The organism is Microcoleus sp. FACHB-672 (assembly GCF_014695725.1).
Taxonomy (GTDB): Bacteria; Cyanobacteriota; Cyanobacteriia; order Cyanobacteriales; family Oscillatoriaceae; genus FACHB-68.
In genome coordinates this window covers 263,058-289,139 of sequence record NZ_JACJOU010000004.1, presented here as the reverse complement: position 1 = coordinate 289,139, position 26,082 = coordinate 263,058, and the positions used below count along the sequence as shown (strand labels likewise).

Here is a 26,082-nt window from a genome sequence, read left to right as displayed (position 1 = left end):
GAGCAGTTAGCGCCGGCACGAGTTGAAGAGCTAAACTAATGTGAAGACTTGTTCAGGTTCGCAACTTTGATGAAAACTTGGAACGAACAGTTAAAATTAACGTCAGAAATGTCAGAAAACTGCAATATATCCCGCGATAGAAGGGTGGAGAGGTATCAATGAGTGCCCGGAATCGTAAAAACTTAATAAAAAAGCTTGCAAGCTTTATTGGAGTGATTAGTGCGACTAGCTTCATTAGTTGGCCGGTAGTGGCGCAGTATTATTACGGGCCAAGTTTTTTCACGCCCGGTGCTTATTATCCCACGCGAGGGCCGCTAATTGGACAAATTAAGCAGTTAGGTTTTAATAAATTAGCTGCTGCCCTCAATGAAACCCCAGAGATAGAAAAGACGCTGAACCAAGAAGGGCCATTTACAATTTTAGCGCCAACGGATGAAGCCTTTGATGCGTTGCCGGCAGGAACGCTTGAGGAATTGATGAAGTCAAAAAACAAACAAAACCTGGCAAAACTGCTCTCTTATCATGTAATTGCCGGCGAAGTAACGGAAGCCGATCTCGCAGCGGGACAGGTGAAAACTGTGGAAGGCAGCCTTGTAAAACTTCAAGTGAATGCGAGTGCTAATGAGTTATTGCTGAATGATGCAAAAGTAACAGATAATTCATTTAATATTAGGAATGGCAAAAACAACAACATCACATTCGTGGTAATTGACAAAGTCTTGATGCCACCTGATCTTCAACAATCAGCGCCGGCAACACCCTAAAACTCCCCAAAATTTTTGATGAGCTAAGTTACAAAATTCCCAGTTTGTCTTAATAAAGAAGCATTTTAACTTCTTTATTAAGGACGGCTGTTTTGCTGTGTAATGGCGAGCTGATTTATCTTGAAAGGGAAATTTCTCAAGGGAAAATATTTGGCCAGTGCTGTAAAATTACCTGCAGCACATCACTAAATCGGCGCAGTTGGGCAGCAGCTTCGATGAGGCGATCTCCCTCTACTTGCACTTCAGGTGACGGATAGTTTTGAATAACTTCTAACAACGATATTTTCTTATCTTCCGTTGCCGACAGGATGATGGCGGAGCGCAAAGCTTGCCGGTTGGCGCTATCAGCTCGCGTGTGTACGACTTTCCCCAATTCATCTAATAAAGCTTCACCAAACGGGTGATTGAGGGCGCGATCTAAGAGCAAAAAATCAACCGCTACTTCTTCCGTCAAGGCATTGCGAGTAACTTCCGGGTCTTGTTTTGTCGCATTGAAAATATCTCGCAGGGAAGCAGAGACTTCCCCGGTTTCAGCGAAGTTTTTCATATCGCTGACGGGAACTGAAGCTCGAAAAACGCTGACTTTAATCAGCACTTTTTCAGCAGCGCTGACGTTGGTTGCCGGCACCATAATACCCGCGCCCAAAAGCAAAAGGCTAGCGCTTGTCCCTAAAAATAATTGGCGCTGCTGGTGTAAAAAGTTTTTCCATTCCATAGTATTTTAACTGCTGAGTGCTGAGTGCTGAGTGGGGAAGAAAGAAATTATAGCCCTAACTTCTGTTGTAGCTTAGAACGAGCTTCGATAGCCGGCGCGAAGGTCGCATCCGCTGTAATTGCTTGGTTATAAGCATTAAGGGCATCTTCATCTCGTTGCATTTCCTCTAGAGTCAAACCCCGATGGAACAAAGGAACCGGATCGTTTGGCTCAATCGATATCGCTTTGTCTAAGGCTGCTAGCGCTTGCTCGTTACGCTTAAGCTGCTTGAGTGCAATGCCTCGACCCACCCAAGATTTATGATCCTTACTTTCATATTTTATCGCTTTATCAAAAGAAGCGACTGCATCTTGAGTTTTCTGCAATTGCAAAAGTGCAAATCCTCGGTCTCTTAAAGCCGGATAAAAGTTATTTTGAATTTCGATAGCTTTGTCATAATCTTTGATAGCATCTTCGGGGCGCTGCATTGCCATGAGTAAAGACCCTCGATTATGCCGGCTCAAATAAGATTTTGGTCTAATTTCCAGCGCTTGATCATAAGCTTTTAGGGCTTCTTCAGGTTTCTGGGCAAAAAATAATGTACTGCCTTTCCCCACCCAGGCGGGAAAAAAGTTTGGGTTAATTTTGATCGCGCTGTCATAAGAAGCGAGCGCTTCTGTGGGACGCTGCAATTTTCCTAACACGCGCCCCCGGTTAATCAAAGTTTCTAAATCATTAGCATTTAATTTAATTTTGTCATTATAAGAAGCCAGCGCTTCTTCAAACGCTTTACGCGATTCTTGGAGGCGTTGCAAATACTCTAGCGCTAAAGCTCGGTTTTCCCAAGATTTAGGGTCATTCGGCTGGATTTGTAGAGCTTTATTAAAGGAAGAAAGGGCATCTTGGTAACGCTTCAAACCAAGCAAGGCAATCCCCCGCCCATTCACGGCTTGAATATTATTAGCAGCAAGTTCTAGCGCCTTGTCGTGGGCTTTGAGGGCTTCTTCGTAGCGTTGCAATAAATAAAGCGTTTCCCCTTGGTTGTTCCAGGCTTTGGGATCTTTTGGGTCAATTTGACTGGCTTTTTCGTAGGCTGCCAGCGCTGCCTCATAGCGTTCTAATAAAAAGAGAGCATCGCCGCGAATTTTCCAGGCTTTTGCCTCATTCGGGTTAATCCTGAGAGATTTATCAATGGTTGAAATCGCTTCTTCTGGTTGTTGCGCGTCGAGAAATTGATTGGCTTGAGCGAGATAATCGGTGGTGGGAAAAAACTTAAAAAACCCGACAACTAAACCGGCAACCAGTCCGGGTATTAAGATGTACCACAACTTTTTAGAGCGTTGCCGGGGTGGAGTTGAATGCACCGTTGCCCCCTGTTGAGGCAGGGTTGAGCCAGCCGGCATTCTGGGCGCATCAATTGGCCCTTCTAGGCTGGGGTGAGAGGCAATGGTTGAAGCCATCGCATAATTTTCCAGATCCTCAAGATCTGCGAGGGCTTCCTCAGCGGTTTGGTAGCGATCTTTAAAGTGATAGCGCACCATTTTATCAATAATGGCTGCTAGCCGATCGCTTACTTGGGCGTCATTGTGCCAAATAAGTTCGCCGGTTTGCGCGTCTTGCCGCAACCGGGAGGGAAGGATGCCGGTTAATGCTTGGATGGCGATCGCACCTAACGCATAGATGTCACTGTTGGGACGCGGTTGTCCTCCCAACTGTTCGTTTGGCATATAGCCGGGAGTGCCAATGGCAACAGTAAAATTATCGTCCCCAGCTTGGGTACTCACTTGTTTGACTGCACCAAAGTCGATTAAAACAATTTTGCCGTCTGAGTTGCGTCTGATTAAGTTGGAGGGTTTAATATCACGGTGGATGACATTCTGCCGGTGGACAAAGGCTAGGGTTGATAAAACATCACGCAATAAAACGATGACTTCTGCTTCACTTAAACGCTTACCGACTTTGATTTCTTGGTTGAGCGGTTCCCCTTCTATGCAATCCTGCACCAGGTAAAATTCTTGCTGTTCTTCAAAGTGAGCAAGCAGACGAGGGATCTGATCATGCCGGCCTAATTGATGCAGGACTTTTGCTTCGGTATCAAATAAACGTCTGGCAGTTTCTAATGTCAGCGGATCGGTTGTCTGCGGTTTGAGTTGTTTGACAACACAGCGTGGGTAGTCGGGTAGTTGCAAGTCTTGTGCGATGTAAGTCTGACCAAACGCCCCTCCTCCCAAGAAGCTGACAATTTTGTACCGTCCTGCCAGTATTTGTCCGAGTAAAAAAGAGTCCATAGATGTAGGGGTGAGAGCAATGGCAGCACACTCCAGGCAGCTATTTGCCACATTTAGCTACCTGTAAATTTTCCGATCTCAAAGCCGGGATTTGGCGTTGCCCGATTGCTGCCGGCTGTACATCCTGCCGGCAAGTTTTCGGCGATCAGCCTAGATTCGCGGCTTTGGGGCTGTCCCTATTTTGATAGAAAAATTTACTGGATGCAATTTAGCAAGTTTTTTGCGAGCCGGCACTATTCACTGTATCGTGAATTGTTCGGGTCTTAACCGGCTTTGACGAGTTTGGCCGGCTGGGGCTTGCGTTGGTTGCTGCTCACTTTCTCTGATTGCACAGATTTATTCAGAATCTTTCTTTTTCACTTGTTTACCGCGCCGGCTTGCCCAGTCTTCTGCTTTCGCAATCGCAATCGGAATGGCTTTGCCTTCTTCGTAATCCTCTTCTAGCAAAGCATTGGCAATTTCAACCGCTTTTTCCCTCACTTCAGCGGTGAGGTTTTTCATGGAATCTGGATAATTGTTTTTATTCCAAGGCATGGTTATCACTTCCTTCGTTTCAAGGGAAAACAATTTCCTCAAAACAATCAATCAGTTGGCTCTAAAAACAAACAATCCCCCAACGACAAGCTGGAGGATTGAGACGAATTAAACCACCCATTGAAGCTTTGAAGCAATTACGCAGCGCGTTGAGTTACTAAACCCCAGATGAAGAGAAGGAGGATTGCGCCTAAGACTGCAAAAGCAATACTAGGAATTGAGAGAGCACCAGAAGCGGCGCTTGTTCCCAAGAACATACTACCCAAATAACCACCAACAACTGCACCCAAAATCCCTAACGCTGTTGTTGCTAGAAATCCACCGCCTTGATGCCCTGGGTAAATGGCTTTTGCAAGTGCGCCGGCAATCAAACCTAAAACAACCCAAGCTAGAATTCCCATGTCATTTTCTCCTTGAAAGATAAACTCTTTTTTTCTTTGCGTCTTATCTTTCCTAAGAATATCAATTGATTAATCGGGATTCCCTCTATCATAGGGAAGAAACAATAGGAATAGAATTTTTTGAGTTCGTTCGCTAGACTTAATTTTTGTCAATCGGTCAAAAGATAGATTAAAGTTTGTATTTGTTAAAAATTTTGAGTCGTTGAGAATTTAAAGCAGTCTTCTATGGCTTTTATATTAAACGCTTCAGCTTTGTTATGGGAAGCGAGCTACCAAAAGTCGTAGTATGTTTTAGCTAAGTATGCCGGCAGACTCAAGCGGATCGGATCTGTTTAAGGCTATCAGAGTTTTGCTGCTCGCCCGGTATCGCTCGAATGCTTGGAATTTGGCAGCTTCAGCCTGAATGCCGGCTAGCGAAAATCCTCAAGCATAAAACTGGAGAATCTATATATACCATTGCAACTTACCGTGCACCTCGTTTCGGTTATCTAGGGCTAATTGAAAATCGGGCTTGAGTTGAATCGCTTGATTAAAGGAGGCAATGGCTTCTCTATACCGCTGCAAGTTATCTAAAGCCACGCCTCGGTTATTCCAAGCTTGATAGTAATCTGGCTTGAGTTGAATCGCTTTGTCATAACAGGCAATAGCTTGTGAGTAGCGTTGCAAGTTATCAAACGCCAAGCCTCGGCTATTCCAAGCTTGAGGGTAATCTGGCTCGAGTTGAATGGCTTTGTCATAACAAGCAATGGCTTCTTCATAGCGCTGCAATTCCTCAAACGCCGAACCTCGATTCAACCAAGCTTCCGCAAAATCTGGCTTGATAGAAATCGCTTGTTCATAGGCAGCGATTGCTTCTTCGTAACGCTGTAAACTAAAAAGCGCAAAGCCTCGGTTATTCCAAGCTGCATAGAAATCTGGCTTGAGTTGAATCGCTTTGTCTGAGGCAAAAATTGCCTCTTCGTAGCGCTGTAAACTAAAGAGTGTTCTGCTGCGGTTGTTCCAAACTTCGGGAAAGTTAGGTTTAATTTGAATAGCTTTGTCATACGATGTTAGTGCTTCGTGATGCCGGCCTAATTCATAAAGCGCATTGCCAAGCATATCCCAAGCTTCATGAAAGTCAGATTTAATTGAAATTGCTTGCTCACAGGCAGCAATTGCTTCCTGATAACGTTTAGCTTGATACAGCACTTTGCTATGTTTTAACCAAGCTTTGGCTTTATTGGGGACTATTGAAATGGGTGAAGTTTCCAAGCCGGCTAATGCTTGTAATGCCTCAGTTGCAGACGGGTAGCGCTGCCGGAAGTCATAACGCACCATTTTGTCTAAAATATCTGCCAGGTTTGCGCGCACCGGCACTAGGTTTCGCCAGCAAATTTCACCCGTCTCAGGATCGTCTGGCAGTTCATCGGGAAAGATGCCGGTGAGTGCTTGAATCGCGATCATGCCCAAAGCATAAATATCACTACTTAATTTTGGCCGGCCTTGGGCTTGTTCGCTGGGCATATAGCCAAATGTGCCAATTTGCACCGTCGATCTCGTCATTCCTTGACTATTGACTACCTTCGTTCTAATTTGTTTAACCGCACCAAAATCAATCAGAATCAGTTTGCCATCTGGTTCTCGTCGCATCAGGTTGGATGGCTTAATATCGCGGTGGATGACTTGCTGCTGGTGAACAAATTCCAAGACTTTGAGGGTGTTTTGTAAAAGCGCGATGGTATAGGATTCGCTCAATTGTTTGCCGGCAGTCATTTCATAGCTCAGATCGTGACCTTTGATGAATTCTTGAACTAAATAGAATTCTCGATTTTCTTCAAAATGAGCTAAAAGCCGGGGAATTTGCTCATGGGGGCCAAGCTGCTGAAGGGTTTCTGCTTCTGTGTGAAATAAGCGCCTTGCTTCCTCTAAAGTCTTGGGATCTGTACTGGCGGGTTTGAGTTGTTTAACTGCACAGACGGGGTTGCCGGGTAAATGCCGGTCTTCTGCTAGGTAAGTTTTGCCAAATGCCCCTTCTCCCAATTCGCTGATCAGGGAGTAGCGCCCACCGATGGTTTGTCCGAGCATGAGTTTTATCCGGTGTGGTAGAAGGAAAGCCGGTGATTGGCTTTGTTATCGATTTCGATCTTGGCACAAAGTCTGGTTGGGATTTTCAGCTTGGGTAAAAAATGCAAGGGTGGGATGTTGAATATTGTGAGTAAAGTTACTGGGTCAGCATCTGATTATTTTTTAGACATTGTACTAATTCCTTATTGCTATAAAAAATGGGAAGTCAGAAAGGCATTGGGGGGGTTCCCCCCAAACCCCCCGTTGGTGGACGGTTGCGTCCCCCAAACCCCCTCCAAAAGGGTTGATCGGTTGAGTGTCAAGTGCAGGTGTGCTTAGAATTTGAAATTCTAAATTGAACAGTCGAGAGAATTACTATGGTTTGAGTTTTTAAAAGTTTTTAATTGTTGTACCGGCACGTGGCGGATCGCTCTTAATCAGGATGAGTTTTTAAATGTTTTTAATTGTTGTACCGGCACGTGGCGGATCGTTCCCAATCAGGGCAAGAGTTATGGTGGGGTGGGTTTGCCTCTAAAATGACAGCGATGCTTTTAACTTGGGAATGGCGGCACAAAATGAAACTGAGCCTTTGCGCGATTGTGAAAAATGAGGAGGCGGCGCTGCCAAGCTGTCTCGATAGTGTTAAGGATGTGGTGGATGAGATCGTGGTGCTTGACACCGGCTCAACGGATCGCACCCCTGAGATTGCTCGTGACTTTGGGGCAAACGTCTATAACTTTGAGTGGTGCGATGACTATTCGGCGGCGCGAAATGAATCACTTAAATATGCGACGGGTGACTGGATTTTAGTCTTAGATGCGGATGAAATGCTGGTGCCAGAGGTTGTGCCGCAGATCAAAGAGGCAATTGAGAATGAGGACTACCTCTTAATTAACTTGATGCGTCAAGAGGTGGGTGCCGCACAATCTCCTTACTCTCTGGTATCCAGGCTATTTCGCAATCACCCATATATTTATTTCTCTCATCCTTATCATTCGATGGTGGATGACAGCGTTGCCAACCTGCTGAAAACTTCTCAGGGATGGCAGGTGGTTAATTTAGCGCCGGTGGCGATTTTGCATGAAGGCTACAAACCGGGGACGATTGCCGCGTTAGACAAATTTACCAGAGCGCGGCAGGCGATGGAAAGCTATCTCGCTCAGCACCCTTGTGATCCTTACACTTGCAGTAAGTTAGGGGCTTTGTATGTACAAATGGGTGAGATCGAACGCGGCATTCAATTGCTAGAGGTGGGATTGAAAGGGGTGCCTAGCTGGGGTGAACCCAAATCAGTGGAGGTACCAGTGTTGTATGAACTTCACTACCATTTAGGCATTGCTTACGCGCGCCGGCAACAGATATCTAAAGCCAAATCCCACTATCGGGCTGCCCTTGAGCAAGGACTCTTGCCTCAACTGAAACTTGGCGCTTATAACAATTTGGGTAATTTACTGCTGGAAAGCGGCGATCTGACGGGGGCTAAAAGCGCTTATGAGACTGCTTTGCAAATAGAACCCAATTTAGCCACGGCTCATTTTAATTTAGGCATTGCCTTGAAAGAGAAGGGACGCTTAAAGGAGGCAATCGCATCTTATCGGCAAGCGATTGAACTGAATCCAAATTATGCCGAAGCTCACCAAAATTTGGGCGTAGCTTTATTCAAAGCCGGCAATGTTGTAGAGAGTTTAGACAGGTTTCGTCAGGCAATTTCACTTTACGAGGAACGTCAGTCGCCGGCAGCTAGCCAGTTGCGCCAAAGTTTGAAAGATATGGGAATGCGGGTTTAATTTCATAGATAGGCGAGACGCGCTCAGTCGCGTCTCCAGTTTAATCACTTAAGTTGGTTGCGCTCTTTTCTGTTGTTTTTATCTCAGCTAAATTCCAACCCACTCAACAGCCGGCTTTTCATGAGAACACAACTTTTATATTTATAAATAAACGTAAAAATAAACGTCTATCCTGTAAAAAATTTAATGTTTTCTTCCTAGCTTTTTAAGTAACATTTCGGATATAAGCGAACTCGACAATTTCTGTCCGGAATTGATCCATCGCGGGGATCGCTGACCCAGAAGGCGATCCCCGCAATCCTAAAATTGACACTCGGCATTATTACTGACATAATAAAAGATAATGTTAAAAAGGCTTGACTCGCTTATTCGTCACTGAATAAATCGAGTAGCTAAGTTTTCTTGAGTGTGTTTTGGAACTGTAACTGTTGCTACGTTCTACCCCTTTTTTTTTCAGATTGTTTCATGTATACGTCTAAAGAGAGAGAGTTTAATATGCAGATAAAAATGACAATTCACTGTCCAAACTGTGGCAGCCATGCTGAGCGCCACTACCTGTTAATTAGTCAATTAACCCGGACACAATGCCCCGCCTGTGACTATTTTATGGTTACCTGCTCTGACACCGGCAGAGTGGTAGAAGCCTACGCCCCTGGCATCTACGCCCCCCAGTAATTCTTCCCTCCCTAAATCATCACGACCAAAGGTATCTTTACCGGCACCCAAACTAGACGCTGAATCAGGGATGAAAATGCTGGATAAAACCCTTCAGGGGAATTTAGGGAATCGCGTTTTTAAGCAAACTATACATTCGCCTGGTAACTTATTCCTTAACTAAAGAGGGATGCAGATAAAAAATTACTTTCTGCATCCCTCTTTAGTTGTAGATATTTGGGCAAGAAGCTGAGATTAGGAGATGATCACGGGAAAAGTTAGCCGAGGAATTGTTAACTTTTAGAAGCTCGAAGTTGCCCACAAGCAGCATCCGCTTCTAAACCGCGAGAATAACGTACACTCACTGCAACTTTCCGATCTTGCAATGCTTTCACAAATGATTGAATCCGCTGCTGGCTGGGACGCTGATAACCGGCTTCACTGATCGGATTGTAGGGAATTAAATTGACATGACATTGAAATCCCCGCATTAACTCCGCAAGTTCAACTGCGTGTTCCGGCAAGTCATTCATGCCGGCAAGCAAAATATATTCAAAGCTGAGCCGGCGGCCCGTTGTTTTGACATATTCCCGACATTCTGATATAAGCTCTGGCAAAGGATACCGCAGCGCACTGGGAATTAGCTGTTCACGCAACTCTTGATTAGACGCGTGGAGGCTAACCGCTAGGGTAACTTGGAGTTTATGTTCTGCCAGTTGGCGGATGCGATTTTGGATTCCCACCGTAGAAACCGTGATATTTCGCTGTCCGATGCCCACATCTTCGTTGAGTGATCGCAAGGCAGCCAGAACGTTATCCGTATTCAGCAAGGGTTCGCCCATGCCCATAAAGACAATATGACTGACGCGCCGGTTAAAGTCTTCTTGAACCGTTAAAACCTGATCAACAATTTCGTGAGTGGCGAGATTGCGCTTAAAACCGCCCTTGCCGGTGGCGCAGAAATCGCAGCCCATCGGACAACCCACCTGGGAAGACACGCAAACCGTGAGGCGCTTTTCTGTGGGAATGCCAACCGCTTCGATAATTTGACCGTCTGCCAGCGTCAGGAGGTACTTAACCGTATCATCCGGGGCAACTGAGCGGTAGTGAATGGTTGACCGGCCTATTGGGAAATCTGCAACCGTTTCACGCCACTGTTTAGAAAATACCGTAATTTCAGAAAGCGATCGCGCCCCTTTTTGATAAATCCATTGATGCAACTGTTGCCCCCGATAAGCCGGTTGCCCCTGTTGCTGAACCCACTCGGTTAACTCTGCCAAAGAAGCCCCTAACAGGGGAGTTTTAGAGGTTGAAACTGCTAACATAAAAAATTGCCGGCTGATGCTGTATTTCCATCATGACATTTTCAGTCGAAAAGCGGTTAATTCTCGCGCTGCTTTAGCTTCTGCGTGAGCGGGATTTCAATAATAAACTCTGCCCCTCCTCCGGGTTGCGATACACATTCTAGCCGGCCTCCATGTTTGTCTACAATAATTTGATAACTAATCGATAATCCCAAGCCGGTGCCTTCTCCCACAGGTTTTGTTGTAAAAAACGGATCAAATATCCGTTTACGAACAATTTCGCTCATTCCCGGCCCATTATCTTTAAAACTAATTACCACGCGGGTGTTGGCTAACAATCGCGTTTGAATAGTAATGGTACTGGGCTGTTCTTGAATCTGTTGAGCGGTTCGCTCTTTATCATGGTTATGTAGGGCATCAATTCCATTGCTGAGGATATTCATAAAGACTTGATTGAGTTGGCCGGCATAGCATTCAACCAAAGGTAAATCCTCATAGTTTTTAATAATTTCAATACTGGGCAGTTCTGGTTTTTCTTTCAAGCGATTCTGCAAAATCAACAGCGTACTGTCAAGACCTTCATGAATGTTAACACCCTTCATTTCAGCTTCATCAAGCCGGGAAAAGTTACGCAAGGTTAAAACAATTTCTCGAATGCGATTCGCCCCGACTTTCATCGAAGACACCATTTTAGGTAAATCTTCTACTAAATAGTTAAGATCAATTTCTTCAATAAGGGTTTGAATTTCTGGGTCACTATGACGATAACCCTGCTGGTAAAGGTTAATTAAACTCAGGAAATCCTCTGTGTACTCACTGATATGAGCGAGATTACCGTGGATGAAATTGACTGGATTATTAATCTCGTGAGCGACCCCCGCAACCAGTTGACCCAGGCTAGACATTTTCTCGGTTTGAATTAATTGTGCTTGGGTGCGCCGTAAATCTTGCAAGGTAAGTTCTAGTTGAGTGGCTTGCTGCCTTGCAGTTTCTTCCGAGTCCCGCAAAGCCACCTCAGAAAGTTTGCGATCTGTTATATCGCGCAGGATAACAATATATTCTGATAGCTCTCGATTGGCTCGTTGAGAAATCGTTAATTCAATAAAACGCAAGCCACGATCACCGCGATCCAGTGTTTGTTCATTCCGATTAGGCCACAAATCCGGAACCAGTGGTAACTGTGGAAAGAAATGATTAAGAGGACGCTCAATTAACTCAACGGTTTTTAGGTCAAAGAGTTGCTCGGAGGCTGGGTTTGCTTGACGGATCGCACCATTGTTATTAATGACGAGAACCGTATCGGGAACGGTATCGAGCGCTGTAATAAAGCGACTTTCAGCGATTTCTCGCGCTTCGGCAATCGCTGCAACTTGGGGCAAACTCGTCCAGCAAGCGATGGCGATTCCCACAAAGGCAATCGTCATAAGCAAAACGATAAACAGATCGTTGCTGGCACTAGCAGCGTCCCCATCTAACTTTGCCTTAATAAACCAACTGGCAGAGGCAGCGCCACAAACCAAAATCAGCAAGACTAGCACCTGAACTGCTACAAAATCTTTGAAATGGCCTTGAGGCTTGATTTGATCGCGGTTGATCCACCAGTTTGGATGGAATGGCGCAAAGGGAATGCGGCGAATTGCGGCATCCACTCCTAAAAGAGCAAGGGGAAGAAGAAGTCCCAGGAGCATATCTTGCCAGCCGATCGCTAAGCCGGCGACGATCAAGACAACTGCCTCTAATACAAATAAACCCAGCCAGCACCAAGGCCAAACAGCTTCACGCCGGTTTCGCGAACGTGCTTCAGGCCGGCCTCGACGCAGCCACAATCCTAGAAACAGAATCAGGGTACAGGCAAACCCACCCGTCCCCGTCACCATAACGATTCGGGTGATGTCTCCCCAAATTAAACAAACCAAACTGAGTAAAAGGCCAAACACAAGGCTAGGACCCAAGACACCCCGGCGGGAAACCACTGCAAATACTGGCGATATCTGCCCATCTTTGGCAAGTTGGTATAAGATCCGCGGTGTATTAGAAACGACTGTGGCGCAGCCGAGAAGACAGCCTGAGCTGATCAACAGCGTCACCAGAAAAGAAGCTGAGCTGCCCCAGAAAGGTTGGGCCGCTACTAACAAGATGCTAAAAGGGTTGACGCCAATTCCCGGTTCGGTAGCCAAACGGATGACTACCCAGGAACCACCCAGATACAGCACAGGAATTAACCAAGCTGCGAAGGTGAGAAAACGCAGAGTTTCCCCCGGACGGCGGCTATCGGCGACAAAACAGGACGCGGTTTCACAGCCGCAGGTAGCCCAGAGGGAGAAGAAAAGCCACTGCATCCAATCTTTGATTTGGAAAGACGCGACACTGCTAGTCTGGACAGAAGGGAAAAATCCGGGAGACGCTGGAGAGAAAGCTAACCAGCCGAGACCTTGAAGGCAATAGGTAAACAGGAATGCTATCGCCGGCAGGATAAAAAACAAGTGCAGGATTGCCAAAGCGCGGGTGCCGCTAAAGGCCAAGATAAAGGGGATCACCGTAAAGCCAATTTTTAGAATTGTCTCCGGACAGGCGATTCCCATCGTTTCCAGATTGGCCTTGATCAGTTCCGTAATACCAATTGCGTTGATTGGCAAAAAGGCTATCCAAGCGCTCCAGTAACCAATTGCTGCATAGCGACCCAGGCGGGGATAGTTGTTGAGTAGCCTAGCGGTATAATTGGGCGTTCCCCCAGCAATGTCTGGCCAACGTTCGCCTAAGCGCCTGACTTGGAGGTTGAGCAGCATCCCCACAATGACTGCCGGTAATAGCACGAAGATGGCAGATGGCCCTAGGGCTACAGCGATTGTCGGGACGCTGAAAAGCCATGAGAGATGGCCAGTGAGACCAAATCCCCAAGTTTCTAGGACGCTTAAGGTTCGGGGAAGGGGCTTTGCGATAGGCTGATCGCCGGCTAAACCCATGAAAGGCTGCGTAGGCATTATTATTTTTTAGGTGTTAAAAGCTAAATATTTTGAATACACCATTATAAATAATTCAGTAAATGCTTGTATGAAATTTTTCTAAGCAGTTCTCAGTTATCGATTAATTTTATTTTTCGGCTTGAAAGCTTTACCGCACAGACTCTTATCGACAAAAAGTATACGTTTATAGACGTCACAGTTTATGGCACGAGGAAATTGGGTTCTTGAAGCCTCTGCCAAGGAAAATGGTTATTTTGTATGGAGCCGGCTAGAGTTAATTACCTTAACAAAGAATTAACTAATCTTCACTTTTGCACAAGCGCTTTGCCTGATAGGAATCTCAATAATAAACTCTGCCCCCTCGCCCGGTTGCGAGTTACACTTCATCTGCCCACCATGTTTGTCTGCAATAATTTGATAACTAATCGATAATCCCAAGCCGGTGCCTTCACCAACTGGTTTTGTTGTAAAAAACGGGTCAAATACTCGTTTTTTAATGTTTTCTGTCATTCCCGGCCCATTATCTTTAAATCGAATTTCTACGCGATTGCTGTCAATAACTCGGCTGCTAATTGCAATGGTACTGGGGCTGTCTTTAATTTGTTCAGGTGTTCGGGCTTCGTCATGTTTGTGCAGGGCATCTATTCCATTGCCCAGGATATTCATAAAAACTTGATTGAGTTGGCCGGCATAACATTCAACTGCCGGCAACTCCCCATATTCCTTAATAATTGTAATCCCGGGTAATTCCGGTTTTGCTTTCAAGCGATTTTGCAAAATCAAAAGGGTACTATCCAAACCTTCATGAATATCCACCGGCTTCATATCTGCTTCGTCAAGCCGAGAAAAATTTCGCAAGGTTAAAACAATCTCTCGAATGCGATTCGCTCCCATTTTCATGGAAGAGACCGTCTTTGGCAAATCTTCTAGCAAAAACTCAAGGTCAATCTCTTCAATAATGTCTTGAATTTTTGGGTCAGTATGGGAATAACCTTCTTGATAAAGGTTGATTAACGTCATGAGAGCCTGAGTATAATCACTAACATACGTGAGGTTGCCATAAATGAAATTAACCGGGTTGTTAATCTCATGCGCCACACCGGCAACCAACTGACCGAGCGAAGACATTTTCTCACTTTGAACCAATTGAGCCTGAGCTTGTTGAAGCTGTTGCAGCGCTTGTTCGAGTTTCTGAGCTTGAGCGGTTGCTGTTTGAGCCGCAGAACAGCTTTGTTGATAGAGTTCGGCTTGCTGAATCGCAATTGCTGCTTGGTTAGCTAATTGTTGCAGCAATTCAATTTCTGCCGGCTGCCAAACCCTAGGCTCAGAACATTCATGCGCGATTAGTAATCCCCACAAATAATAATCAATCCGAATCGGTACAACAAGATTGGCTTTAATGTTAAGTTCTTGCAAAAACTTTTTATGACAGGGATTTAAATCTGACTCAGCAATATTATCAACGGCTCTAACGCGTCCGTAGGTGTAAAGGCGGGCGTACTCTGTGGGAAAACATTCATCTGCATACTCCTCTCCCTGAAGTAATTGCCACTCCCCGCTGACGGTTTCTACAACAATTTTGCCTTTCCAATCTTGGGTGAATTGGTAAATGACAACTCGATCTGTGAGAAGTAACGCGAGGACTTCTCGCACAATTGTTTCCAGAATTGTCTTTAAATCTAAAGTTCTGCGAATTTGGTCTGTAACGTGCGTTAAAACTCGGTCAGATTCTACAGATTGAAGCAGCCGCTCTTGAGTTTGCCGCAATTCCTGAAACGCTCCTTCTAATTGTTCGGCTTGCTCAGTTGCCGTGGCAGCAAGTTCTTCTTTAAGTTGCAATGTTTGCCGCAATTCTAACTCAACTTGCTTGCGCTCCGTCACATCGCGCAGTATCACAATATATTCTTGTAGCTTTCGATTCGCTCGGTGTGAAATCGTTGCTTCGAGCGTGCGTAATTCTTGTTCACTTCGCTTGAATATCTGTTCACTTCGGCTTTGCCCTAACTCTGGCTCCAACGTTATTGCCGGCAAAAACTCATGAAGATGACGCCCAACCAGTTCAACGGTGCCGGTGTCAAAAAGTGTGGATGCGGCTGGGTTAGTTTGGAGAATCACGCCGTTTTTAGCCACGACGAGAATCGTATCCGGAACGGTATCAAGGGCAGTAATAAACAAGTTTTCTGCTTGTTCCCGCGCTTGAGCAATTGAAGCAACTTGAGGCAAGCTTGTCCAGCAAGCAATTGCAATCGCAAAAAAGGCGACTGTTAGCAATAAAACAATTAAAAGATCGTTGCCGGCACTGTCAGCGCTTCTATCTAATATTGCCCTGAGCGCCCAGCCTATAACCGTAGCGCTACAGACTAATACGAGTAGGGTAACGACCTGAAGCACCAAAAAATCTTTAAACTGGCGATGGTAAGGCACAGGGGTTTTCCTCACCCACCACTGTGGGGAGAAGGGTGGCAAGGAAACACGGCGGATCACTGCATCTGCTGCCACAATTGCCACCGGCAATAACAACCCAATTGCTAAATCTTGCCAACCCCATCCCACGCCAACCATTACCAGCACCAGCGTATCAAAGGCGAAGAAGCCAAGGGACAACCGCCCCCACCGCACTTCTGGCTGAAGCCGACGCAGCCACAGACCTAGATGCAATGCCATGAACATTACCATCGCCGGCGCACAGGTTAGTACGACAAGTTGGGCTAAATCTCCCCAACCCAAAGCGATCAGACTAATGAAAAGGGAGAATATAAGGGCCGGTTGCAGAACGCCCTCTGGAGAGACGATGCTGAACACGGGTGAAATGTATCCGTCTAGCGCGAGTTGGTATAAAACGCGAGGCGCATTGGCGACGGAAGTTGCGGCAATCACTAGACAGCTTGAGGCGAGCAGGAGTGTTATAGGTAATGTTGCCCAACTGCCCCAAAACATGGTGGCAGAGGTTACTAAAAGCGAGTAAGAGTTGTCATTCACTCCCGGAGAGGCTGCTAACCGCGCCAGCACCCAGGAACCCCCCAGACACACGGGAGGAATCAGCCAAGCGGCGAAGGAAAGAAATCGTAGGGTTTCCCCTGGACGCCGGCTGTCAGCAACAAAACAGGAAGCAGTTTCGCAGCCACAACTGCTCATAATTGCGAAGAAAGACCACTTGCCCCAATCAACCCAGGTTAGGTGCGGCCAACTGGAGGGGAAAAATCCGGGACTGTTGGGTGAGAAGGCTAACCAGCCCAGACCTTGAACGCAAAAGACTAGCAAGAATCCAATGGCTGGGAAGATGAAAAATGCTTGCAAGATTGCCAAGGTGCGGGTGCCGCTCAACGCCACAATGTAAACGATGAGGGTAAACGCTATTTTTAGAATGAGTTCGGGGGAATCAATGCCAAAGGGTTCTAAGTTGGCTTTGACAATTTCTGTGAGGATGATGGCGCTTGCCGGCGGAAAGGTGGCCCAGGCTAAGAAATAGGCGATTGCGGCATAACGGCCTAGCGCGGGATAGTTACTCAGCAGTCTGGTTATATAATTGGGCGTTCCCCCTGACATTTCTGGCCACTGTTCCCCTAAGCGTTTCACTTGCAGGTTGAACAGCACTCCCATGAATACTGCCGGCAACCACACAAAAATGGCAGCCGGTCCCAGCGCTAAGTGGATTGCCGGCGCATTGGTGACCCATCCTACTAAATGGCCGGTGAGTCCGAACCCCCAAGTTTCCAGCGCACTCAAGCTACGGGGTAAGCGCGTGGAATCGCGCTGAGGATTATCCACACCAGTAAAAGGCGGCGTAGGCATTTTTACTTAAATTTTGATTAGAAGTTGAATGATTATTTGAGCTTTTTATCGAGTGGATGCACCGGCTCGCTTCTGCGGATTTGAACTCAGCTATCAAGTGCGCTCGTTTAACTCCCACTCAGCTTTGCTTAATGGGAATTTCAATCCAAAACTCTGCGCCTTCTCCGGGTTCTGAGTGACATTCTAGCCGGCCTTTATGCTTGTCAGCGATAATTTGATAGCTGATGGATAATCCCAAGCCGGTGCCTTCTCCCACAGGTTTTGTTGTAAAAAACGGATCAAATATTCGCGCCAGAACGCTTTCGCTCATTCCTGGCCCATTGTCTTTAAACTGAATTCCTATGCGATTGCTGTCCAGCACTTGCGTGTGAATTGTAATTTGACTGGGGTTCTCTTTGATCTGTTCAGGTGCTCGCTCTTTGTCATGCTTATGCAAGGCGTCAATGGCATTGGTGAGGATGTTCATAAACACCTGATTGAGTTGGCCGGCATAACATTCAACCAGAGGTAACGCTTCATATTTCTTGATAATTTCAATACCAGGAGAATCTGGTTTGTTCTTCAACGCATTCTGCAAAATTAACAGCGTGCTTTCGATGCCTTCATGGATGTCAACCGGCTTCATATCTGATTCGTCAAGCCGGGAGAAATTCCGCAACGTCAGCACAATATTTCGGATACGTTCAGCTCCCACTTTCATAGAAGACAGGGTCTTGGGCATATCCTCAATAATAAAATCAAGATCCATCTTGTCAATAGAATCTTGAATTTCAGGATCGCTGTAGCTATAACCCTGCTCGAAAAGGTGTATTAAATTCAGGAGTTCCTGAGCGTATTCGCTGACGTGAGTGATGTTGCCATAAATAAAGTTAACCGGATTGTTAATTTCGTGAGCAACCCCGGCAACCAACTGACCAAGACCTGACATTTTCTCTGTCTGGATCAGTTGAGTTTGAGTTCGCTGTAAATCTTGCAGTGTTTGTTCTAGCTGCGTTGCTTGCGCTCTCAAACGAGCTTCTGATGTTTGTAGGGCTTCTTCCGCTTGCTTGCGCTCAGTGATGTCACGGAAGTAAACAGAAAGCCCATCTTCAGCCGGATAGGCGCGGACTTCAAGCCAAATATTTAAACGTGGAGAGTAGCTCTCAAACGCTACAGGAATTTGTTGAGCGACAGCTTTGTGATACTGATGGTAAAAGAGCGAATCGCTTGTTTGCGGATATTCCTGCCAAATATTCTTGCCGAGGAGTTCTTCGGGTGTACTTCTTTGAAAAAAATGAAGCGCTTGTCGGTTGATATAAGTAAAGTTCCACTGCCGATCTAGAGCCAAAAAGGCATCAGTGATACTTTCCAAAATATTTACAGTTCTCTGGTTAGATGCTTGTAGCGCTGACTCGATCTGCTTGCGTTCAGTAATGTCAATACAGGAGCCAATGTAGCCGGCAAAGCTGCCATCTGGTAAAAACCGAGGATTTCCAGTATCCAAGATCCAGCGATACTCGCCGTCAGCACGCTGGATACGGTATTCCATTCGGAAGCTTTGGCGGGCGTCAAATTCAGTAATATAGGTTTCTAAACACTGTTGTCTATCTTCAGGATGAACACCTTCGAGCCAGCCATGACCGGCTTCTTCCTCCATTGTTCTGCCGGTGAATTCTAGCCAAACTTTATTAAAGTAATGACAGCGTTTATCAGTGCCGGCAACCCAAATCAGAACCGGCGCGGTATCTGCCATTAAGCGAAATCGTTCTTCGCTTTCGTGCAAAACCGCCTCGGCGTGTTTGCGCTCTGTAATGTCGCGCAGAATGACAATATATTCTGGAAGATTACGATTTGAACGCTCGGAAACTGTCGCTTCAATGATGCGTAAGCCTTGATAGCGTTCCAATGCTTGTTCGCTTTGGTTTGACCATTGAGCCGGCGAATGTCCTAAACCGGGCAAAAGTGTGTTCAAGTTTTCCCCCAGCAACTCATGGGCATTTAAGCCGAAGAGTGCCTCTGCGGCTGGGTTTGCCTGATCAATTTCCCCGTTTTCACCGACGACGAGAATCGTATCTGGAACCGTGTCAAGGGCAGCAATAAAAAGATTTTCAGCGTGTTGACGGGCTTCGTCAATGGCAGCAACTTGAGGCAAGCTTGTCCAGCAGGCAACGGCAATCGAGACAAATGCACTGGTTAGGAGCAAAATAACTAAAAGATTGTTGCCGGCACGGGGATCGATGCGCTCGAACTTGTCCCGAATCACCCAGGTAATTGCGGTTGCACTACAAACTAATACGAGGAGAATGAGTACCTGAGAGGCAACAAAATCTTGGAACTGACGACTCCGCCGGCGGTAACGCTCAATCCACCACGTTGGATGAAACGGTGGAAAGGCAATGCGGCGACTAAGGGCATCCGCGCTCAAAATGGCGACAGGACACAGCAGCCCGATCAGCACATCTTGCCAACTCCAAGCAACGCCTCCCACTAGCAGGACAAGTGCCTCCATGATGCAGAAGCCGAGTGACCACTTACCCCAGCGCACTTCTGCCCGATCCCGGCGTAGCCATAGTCCCAGATGAACTAACATCATGGCTGCCATATAGCCACTGCCGGTGACTACTACGATTCGAGAGATATCTCCCCAAGCCAAATAAATCAGGCTGATGAAAAGGGAGAAAATTAAGGCCGGTTGCAGAACACCCTGCCGGGAAACGATCGTGAAGACAGGTGAAAGGTGTCCGTCTAGGGCTAGTTGATACAAAATGCGGGGAGAGTTGGAAACCGCAGTGGCACAAGCGAGAAGGCTGCTGGAGGCAATTAGTAGCGTGACGATCAAAGAGGCTGATTCACCCCAGAATGGCTTAGCTGCGGCGAACATATTCATAAATGTATCCTCGCCTAGCCCCGGTTGTGTCGCTAAACGCATGAGTACCCAAGATCCGCCCAGAACGACAACAGGGATTAGGCAAGCGGCCAGCTTGAGAGCTCGCAATGTTTCTCCAGGACGCCGGCTGTCAGCGACAAATGAGGAGCCTGTTTCGCACGCATAAGCAATGTAGACGGCAAAGAAGAACCACTTCGCCCAGTCAGTAAAGGTTAAGGGCGAGAAACTGCTGGGAAAAAGTCCCGGACTAGCCGGCGAGAAAGCTAACCATCCCAAACCTTGAACGCAAAACACCAGCAAGAATCCCACGGCTGGGAAAATGAAAAATGTATGCAAAATTCCCAAGGTGCGGGTGCCGCTCAACGCCACAATATAAGCGATTAGCGTGAATCCGATTTTGAGAGCGGTTTCGGGACAAGCAATGCCCAAGGGTTCTAGGTTGGCTTTAACCAGCGCCGTGAGGATGATTGGGTTGATCGGCAAATAGCCGGCCCAGCCGATGAAGTATGCGATCGCCATATAGCGACCCAGACCTGGATACTTCGAGAGCAGCCTGGTTGCATAATTAGGGGTTCCGCCCGATACATCTGGCCACTCTTCCCCTAAGCGTTTCACCTGCAAGTTTAGTAACACCCCCACAACTGCCGCCGGCAACCACACGAAAATTGCAGAGGGGCCAAGCGCAGCGTGCATCAGCGGTGCGGTGCCAATCCATGCCAAGTGACCTGTCAGACCAAAGCCCCAAGTTTCAAGGGCGCTGAGGCTTCGGGGCAGCCGCATGGCTGAGGTCTGATTTATCCTTGCATTCTTTTGGTTAAAACTAACCTTAACAGGTGACGCGCTTGACATGATATTAGCGATTTATATGAAGTAATAGCAGTGATATTGCTTGATTCTTTTTTTTACCACTTAAGTGCTTTATTCAGATTATCCTTCATTAAAACTTCACGTTAGAGTTAAAAGTCTTGCTCTAGAAGATTGCAAGATTATGCATGAAAACACGTTAGGAAAAGCTTTTTTCTGAAGTTATCGAAACTCAGAACTTTACAAAACAAGCAGACTCATCATTATTATTTATCCGTGAATTTATTGAGATTTATCTATGTAATTTAACGGATAAGTAATGTATGTAAATCTTCGTACTTAGGATGCGGTGCGAAACACTGTTTAGATTAATTCACTATTTCTTTGCTATTTATAATTTTTTACTTTAAGATAAAAAAAAGGCAGCGATTAATCTGCCGGCCTTCTATTTTGAATTTTAAATTTTAGAGTAGGAATTGCTTAATTTAAACAAGCAAGGAAATTTTGAGATTAAAACTCATGCAAGTTTTGAGCAAAAATCCAGATAAATACTGAAGTGATAATTTAAGTTTCTCCTACTGCCTTGCTGAGTGCAGATATGTTGCACTTACGCTTTGCTCAACTGTGCGATCATAGACAGCGACGTTGCATCTCGACAAACCATGCCGGCGAACCCTCCCACAATTCTCGCGCTTGACTTTGATGGCGTCCTTTGTGATGGACTGCTTGAGTATTTCCAAGCTGCATGGCGCACCTACTGTCAAATCTGGACACCGGCAGACACCACACCACCGGCAGAGTTAGCCCCCATATTTTACCGGCTACGACCTGTGATCGAAACCGGCTGGGAGATGCCGGTGCTAATCCGCGCCTTGGTATTAGGTGTTCCTGAAGAGAAAATCCTGCTGGAGTGGCAAACAATTGCGCCGCAGTTGTTGTTAGAAGAAGGACTGCAACCCTCAGACACCGGCAGGCAACTTGATCGGCTGCGGGATGAATGGATCGCCACTGATGTAGCAGACTGGTTAAGTTACCACCGCTTTTATCCCGGTGTCATCGAAAGATTGCGGCATCTGTTGCAGTTGCCGGTGCGTTTAGTCATTATTACCACCAAAGAAGGGCGTTTCGTTCGGCAACTGCTGCAGGAACAAGACATTGAACTGCCAGATGCCTGTATCTTTGGCAAAGAAGTGCAGCGTCCTAAGCACTTTATTCTGCGAGAATTATTACAAACGCCGGCTGATGAACCGAGTATTTGGTTTGTAGAAGACCGGCTCAAAACATTGCAAATCGTGCAGCAGCAGCCAGACCTCACCCAGGTTAGGCTTTTTCTGGCAGATTGGGGTTACAATACAGCCGTTGAGCGGGAAGCTGCCGGTGCAACCCCACACATCAATCTGCTGTCTCTCTCTCAATTCTCTCAAGAGTTTGCAGCGTGGCCTTAAGCGAATCAGTATTTGATTTTCTGGCGTTCCTAAAGGAGGAATGATTTAACCAGGAAGAGAAACTGTCCGATACTTCAAATAGTGCAGCAGTAAGGCAGTGAACACTTCAATATTAAGGGCCGAATTGGAGTAGCACAATTAAACTTAGCCGTTGTGTAGCACTTACAAGTTTATGAGACTGGTAAACCTATTTGCGTGAACCAAGTGTACTTGTCGATGTAGCCACGCTGGAAACAGATTTTGCCCTCAAGGATCTGAAAGAAGCCACACCCGCGCAGTGTGAAACGTTTGCCGGTTGGTGCGTTGCCCCCAAGCTCACCCAAGAATGTGCCGCCACCGCTCCACTCGATAATCGCCCACTCACCATCCTCGAAGATATTTTCAGGATGCGTGTAGTTGTCTGGAAAAGCGTTGAAGAAGGCGATGAAACTCTCAAGCAGTGCCTCGCGTCCCTGGAGAGGATCACCAAACGCAACCTGATGGTTGATAGCGTCATCGTGATAAAGATCGATAAGTTTGTAAGGGTCGCGAGCGTTATACGCAGCAACCCAGTCGTGTAGAACTTCTTTGGGTGACTTCATATCGATAATCATACTAAAAGCTATCAACTGCTACCAATTATTATTTTGCTGCAAAACGGTAATGCTAAGCGCTGGTAAACAACCGCTATGCTACCAAATAAAAACCGCTTTATTGACTTGTTAGCCCTCTGTGCTTACTGTGTAATTAACTTTCACCTAGGTTGCTGTTTCGGTGGTTTCTTTTTAGGACGCCGAAACGTATCAGCTTCTGCTTCCTCTGGACTAGCAAAACACCAACAAACCTCCACACCGTCCCTTTCATCCTCGTAATAGTAGATGCCTCGTGCGGAGGATTCATCAATATTGGCTGTAGCTCGGATAGGAAATTGCACCGGACAACGGTTGTCTATAAAAGGTACACCATAACTCAATCCTCGCTAGTTTCTTGAGCATTACCGGCCCTGGCAGTATTCCAACGATGTCAAGCAAATATACTTGAAGATGCATCTTTCTTCTCTTGGGACTCAGAGGGATTGAACGAGTCACTAAAATCCACCAGACGACCATCTTGCATTGGGTGCGAGAAGCTGGGTTATCACTGCCAAATGTCCCAAAGTCTGAAGAGATTCCTGACCTTTGTTGGCAATAAGCGCAACAACTTATGGATTTGGACTGCTGTTAACCACAAACAGGCAGGTATTTTGGCATGGATCATTGGAGATCGCAGTAGCGAAACCTTTAAGTTCTTTTCCAGCAACGCCGATTTTCTACAATGTCAAGCAAAATAGAGAGGGAGATATTTTAATCGGCAGGAATTGGCAAATTAGATGCTGATTAACATAGCAATCTAAAATTTCATCCCATTTTGCTTTGAAATTGCATAAAATCATGAGACAGGTTAGTGGCTTAGAACAAAGTCGTGATGAGAAAACCACTCACCTCTAATGATTAACCCTGAATTATTATGCTTGATCTCACACAACTCGCACGGCAACTTCCCGGCATCAGTAAGCATCTCACCCAAGAGGCCCATGCAGGTCGCCACCGCTTAGACTTAGCCCAGCACCTGATGCACAGAGCCGAAGCTCATTATGCGGAATTAGTCACGAAACAACAAGCTTGGCGAAATCGCCTGATCTTTACCGCTGCCGAGCCGGTTGAGGATTTACAAACTCGCGTCTACATTGCGCCGGCACCACCTGTCCACACCGTCATTGCCACAGATGGCTCTCAAATTGCCCCGAACCACCATGAAATCGCATACTGCTATTTAATTAACGTGGGCAGAGTGGTATTGCACTATGGCGAAAGTCGGCATCCCCTTTTAGACAGCCTTCCCGAAGTATTCTACCGGCCCGAAGACCTTTATGAATCTCGGCAATGGGGAATTCGCACAGAAGAGTGGATGGGCTACCGGCGCACGGCATCGGAGGCAACGATATTAGCAGAACTAGCCTGTAATGTGTGGGCACCAGCTCCCGCGCTGCCGGTGCCAACCATCGCAATGGTGGACGGTTCGCTAATTTACTGGTTTTTAGAACCGCTGCCAACTGAGGCACGCGATCGCATCCTCTGCACAATTCTCGATGCCTGGGACAAGCTACAAGCCGCTCAAATTCCGATTGTCGGATATCTCAGCGCCTCCCGCAGCATTGAAGCGATCAACTTTCTGCGCTTGGAAGCTTGCCCTCACGAAGTTCCTAACTGCGTCACCCATTGCCCGCCGACGATGCCTTTAGACGCTGCCGGCAAACCGATCAAAGCACCCTGCCAGGTTTTTGAACCCTTGCGAGATGCTGCCTTATGGGCCTCCTTGCTGGAACCGGGGCAGCGAAGTCCCCTGTGGCGCAGTTCTGCCCCCATTTTGGATCAGTATGGCCCTCACACGATATATTTCTGCTATGTCCATGTCGGGACTGAAATTGCTCGCATAGAGGTGCCGGCGTGGGTGGCTGAAAACCCCGACCTGCTAGACTCCACCTTAAGTTTAACCGTTGCTCAGGTGCAGAAAGGCTATGGTTATCCGGTTGCACTTGCAGAAGCTCACAATCAAGCCGTTGTGCGAGGAGGTGATCGCGCCCGTTTCTTTTCACTGCTGGAACGAGAGATGATTAGAGCCGGCTTACAAAATGTGGGCACATCGTATAAAGAAGCCCGCAAGCGCGGCAGCATCGCCTAACCGTATAATTCTCGTTCGTATTCAATCTAGGGTTTCAAATCCAAATGGCTCTTTCACAATTGTCTTTGGGGGTCTTGCCGCTCAGCAAATCACCACATTTGGAGGGAGTTTGGGGGCTTCCCTCCAAGCTCTTTTTGACTTTCCCCAGTTTTTCATCCAATTGAGAACTGCTATATATAGAAAGCTTTAAAGCTTATTCAAAAACTCATCTTTGTGGCAAATTTGGATCTGTGCTGCAAGCATTTAAGGGCAACATTTCACCACTCTGAATTGTGAGAATTTTCCCCGTATTGCTATCTGTTTCAACATCCAAACAAGCACAGCCATATCCATAGTAACCATTGGTTTTAACATATTCCTGTTCGTTAAAACTGGGTATATTGTCCATTCCCTCTGCTTGATATCCTCCTTGCATTGAAATAACCCAATTGTTATCTCTATCGTCTAGATACCAGTTTGCAGGCGTGGGATTATGTAGCCATCCACATCTAGTTTCCTCTGCCCTAACAGGAAGTGCGATGGAGACAAGGGCGAGTGTAATCAGCCAATTTCTTTTCATTGCTTTACCCATTAAACGTTTATTCAACTATTTTCCCTGAAATTAGGAAAATTTATATTCTGAAATCAGCCGAAATCTGGTGTTAAAGACGCAGTCCAACTCATTGGAATTGGAAGGTGAGTTCAAGTCTTGTAGCAGCTAATAAACTCTCTAATAACCCAACCCCATGAGTCGTATCCTTCCTCGGAATAGCTGCCTACTTTAACCCAAGGACGGCCTTGGTCGTCGGTTGCTGAGTCTTCAATGTACACGATCCAACCGTTGCGAAGGGTATTTATAACTTCACCGCTTGGCCGATCACGCACATTAAGTGGAGTTCCTGTTGGGTCTGTTACTTTGCAAATGGCTTTAGCGGGTAGCGCAATAGCAAGAGAAGAAGCTAAGACAGCTAAAATCAGTAGAAGCGAGGACTTTGTTTTCATGGTTGGAGCAGTTAATTCTCTTTTTAGTATTGAGGGTGAGTTAACTGCTAGCGACCGGGGAA

19 protein-coding genes are annotated in these 26,082 nt (G+C 46.4%); 6 read left to right on the top strand and 13 right to left on the bottom strand.

Annotated features, from left to right (window positions below; genetic code table 11):
- Positions 1-158 precede the first annotated feature (158 nt).
- Positions 159-764, top strand: coding sequence for a fasciclin domain-containing protein (locus tag H6F56_RS02285; protein WP_190665226.1), 606 nt, complete (start codon positions 159-161; stop codon positions 762-764).
- A 136-nt stretch (positions 765-900) separates the two neighbouring features.
- On the opposite strand, the gene H6F56_RS02280 is transcribed toward H6F56_RS02285, so the two are convergent.
- The 5 genes from H6F56_RS02280 to H6F56_RS02260 all read right to left on the bottom strand — a co-directional run bounded on the left by H6F56_RS02280 (position 901) and on the right by H6F56_RS02260 (position 6,745).
- A complete protein-coding gene (locus H6F56_RS02280) occupies positions 901-1,479 on the bottom strand; it encodes an alpha/beta hydrolase (protein ID WP_190665225.1) in 579 nt (192 codons plus the stop codon).
- 47 nt (positions 1,480-1,526) lie between these two features.
- The gene (locus H6F56_RS02275; protein ID WP_190665224.1) at positions 1,527-3,746 is read right to left on the bottom strand and encodes a serine/threonine-protein kinase; all 2,220 of its coding nucleotides are present in this window, start codon (positions 3,744-3,746) and stop codon (positions 1,527-1,529) included.
- Positions 3,747-4,082: 336 nt separating this feature from the next.
- Positions 4,083-4,280 (bottom strand): DUF2188 domain-containing protein, encoded by a 198-nt coding sequence (locus H6F56_RS02270; RefSeq protein ID WP_190665223.1) that lies wholly within the window; start codon positions 4,278-4,280, stop codon positions 4,083-4,085.
- A 137-nt stretch (positions 4,281-4,417) separates the two neighbouring features.
- On the bottom strand, positions 4,418-4,681 hold the full coding sequence (locus H6F56_RS02265) for a GlsB/YeaQ/YmgE family stress response membrane protein (RefSeq protein WP_190665222.1): 264 nt from the start codon (positions 4,679-4,681) through the stop codon (positions 4,418-4,420).
- A gap of 444 nt (positions 4,682-5,125) precedes the next feature.
- Positions 5,126-6,745: a serine/threonine-protein kinase gene (locus tag H6F56_RS02260; protein ID WP_190665221.1), complete on the bottom strand. Its 1,620-nt coding sequence runs from the start codon at positions 6,743-6,745 to the stop codon at positions 5,126-5,128.
- Between the two features lie 554 nt (positions 6,746-7,299).
- Between H6F56_RS02260 and H6F56_RS02255 the strand changes: the two genes are divergently transcribed.
- Positions 7,300-8,511, top strand: coding sequence for a tetratricopeptide repeat protein (locus H6F56_RS02255; protein WP_190665266.1), 1,212 nt, complete (start codon positions 7,300-7,302; stop codon positions 8,509-8,511).
- A 495-nt stretch (positions 8,512-9,006) separates the two neighbouring features.
- Positions 9,007-9,186: a replication restart DNA helicase PriA gene (locus H6F56_RS02250; RefSeq protein ID WP_190665220.1), complete on the top strand. Its 180-nt coding sequence runs from the start codon at positions 9,007-9,009 to the stop codon at positions 9,184-9,186.
- Positions 9,187-9,458: 272 nt separating this feature from the next.
- On the opposite strand, the gene rlmN is transcribed toward H6F56_RS02250, so the two are convergent.
- From rlmN to H6F56_RS02230, 4 genes are all read right to left on the bottom strand, one after another.
- On the bottom strand, positions 9,459-10,490 hold the full coding sequence (gene rlmN, locus H6F56_RS02245) for a 23S rRNA (adenine(2503)-C(2))-methyltransferase RlmN (RefSeq protein ID WP_190665219.1): 1,032 nt from the start codon (positions 10,488-10,490) through the stop codon (positions 9,459-9,461).
- Positions 10,491-10,546: 56 nt separating this feature from the next.
- Entirely contained in the window at positions 10,547-13,450 is a 2,904-nt protein-coding gene (locus tag H6F56_RS02240) for an ATP-binding protein (RefSeq protein WP_190665218.1), read from the bottom strand.
- Between the two features lie 276 nt (positions 13,451-13,726).
- Positions 13,727-17,224, bottom strand: a complete 3,498-nt coding sequence (locus H6F56_RS02235; RefSeq protein ID WP_190665217.1) for an amino acid permease — start codon at positions 17,222-17,224, stop codon at positions 13,727-13,729.
- 118 nt (positions 17,225-17,342) lie between these two features.
- The gene (locus H6F56_RS02230; protein ID WP_190665216.1) at positions 17,343-20,870 is read right to left on the bottom strand and encodes a PAS domain S-box protein; all 3,528 of its coding nucleotides are present in this window, start codon (positions 20,868-20,870) and stop codon (positions 17,343-17,345) included.
- A gap of 686 nt (positions 20,871-21,556) precedes the next feature.
- Between H6F56_RS02230 and H6F56_RS02225 the strand changes: the two genes are divergently transcribed.
- Positions 21,557-22,339 (top strand): HAD family hydrolase, encoded by a 783-nt coding sequence (locus H6F56_RS02225; protein ID WP_190665215.1) that lies wholly within the window; start codon positions 21,557-21,559, stop codon positions 22,337-22,339.
- Between the two features lie 170 nt (positions 22,340-22,509).
- On the opposite strand, the gene H6F56_RS02220 is transcribed toward H6F56_RS02225, so the two are convergent.
- Complete coding sequence (locus H6F56_RS02220) at positions 22,510-22,932, bottom strand: ester cyclase (protein ID WP_199312531.1); 423 nt, start codon at positions 22,930-22,932, stop codon at positions 22,510-22,512.
- Positions 22,933-23,072: 140 nt separating this feature from the next.
- The gene (locus H6F56_RS02215) at positions 23,073-23,252 is read right to left on the bottom strand and encodes a hypothetical protein (RefSeq protein WP_190665214.1); all 180 of its coding nucleotides are present in this window, start codon (positions 23,250-23,252) and stop codon (positions 23,073-23,075) included.
- Positions 23,253-23,465: 213 nt separating this feature from the next.
- On the opposite strand from H6F56_RS02215, the gene H6F56_RS27250 reads away from it, so the two are divergent.
- Together H6F56_RS27250 and H6F56_RS02205 are read left to right on the top strand one after the other, a co-directional pair.
- Positions 23,466-23,648 carry an IS1 family transposase gene (locus H6F56_RS27250; RefSeq protein WP_190665213.1) on the top strand — a complete coding sequence of 61 codons (183 nt, stop codon included), beginning with the start codon at positions 23,466-23,468 and terminating at the stop codon, positions 23,646-23,648.
- A 176-nt stretch (positions 23,649-23,824) separates the two neighbouring features.
- Complete coding sequence (locus tag H6F56_RS02205; RefSeq protein ID WP_190665212.1) at positions 23,825-25,039, top strand: DNA double-strand break repair nuclease NurA; 1,215 nt, start codon at positions 23,825-23,827, stop codon at positions 25,037-25,039.
- A 205-nt stretch (positions 25,040-25,244) separates the two neighbouring features.
- On the opposite strand, the gene H6F56_RS02200 is transcribed toward H6F56_RS02205, so the two are convergent.
- Together H6F56_RS02200 and H6F56_RS02195 are read right to left on the bottom strand one after the other, a co-directional pair.
- The gene (locus tag H6F56_RS02200) at positions 25,245-25,598 is read right to left on the bottom strand and encodes a DUF4087 domain-containing protein (protein ID WP_242031832.1); all 354 of its coding nucleotides are present in this window, start codon (positions 25,596-25,598) and stop codon (positions 25,245-25,247) included.
- A gap of 122 nt (positions 25,599-25,720) precedes the next feature.
- Positions 25,721-26,020, bottom strand: coding sequence for an SH3 domain-containing protein (locus tag H6F56_RS02195; protein WP_190665211.1), 300 nt, complete (start codon positions 26,018-26,020; stop codon positions 25,721-25,723).
- Between the last annotated feature and the right edge of the window lie 62 nt (positions 26,021-26,082).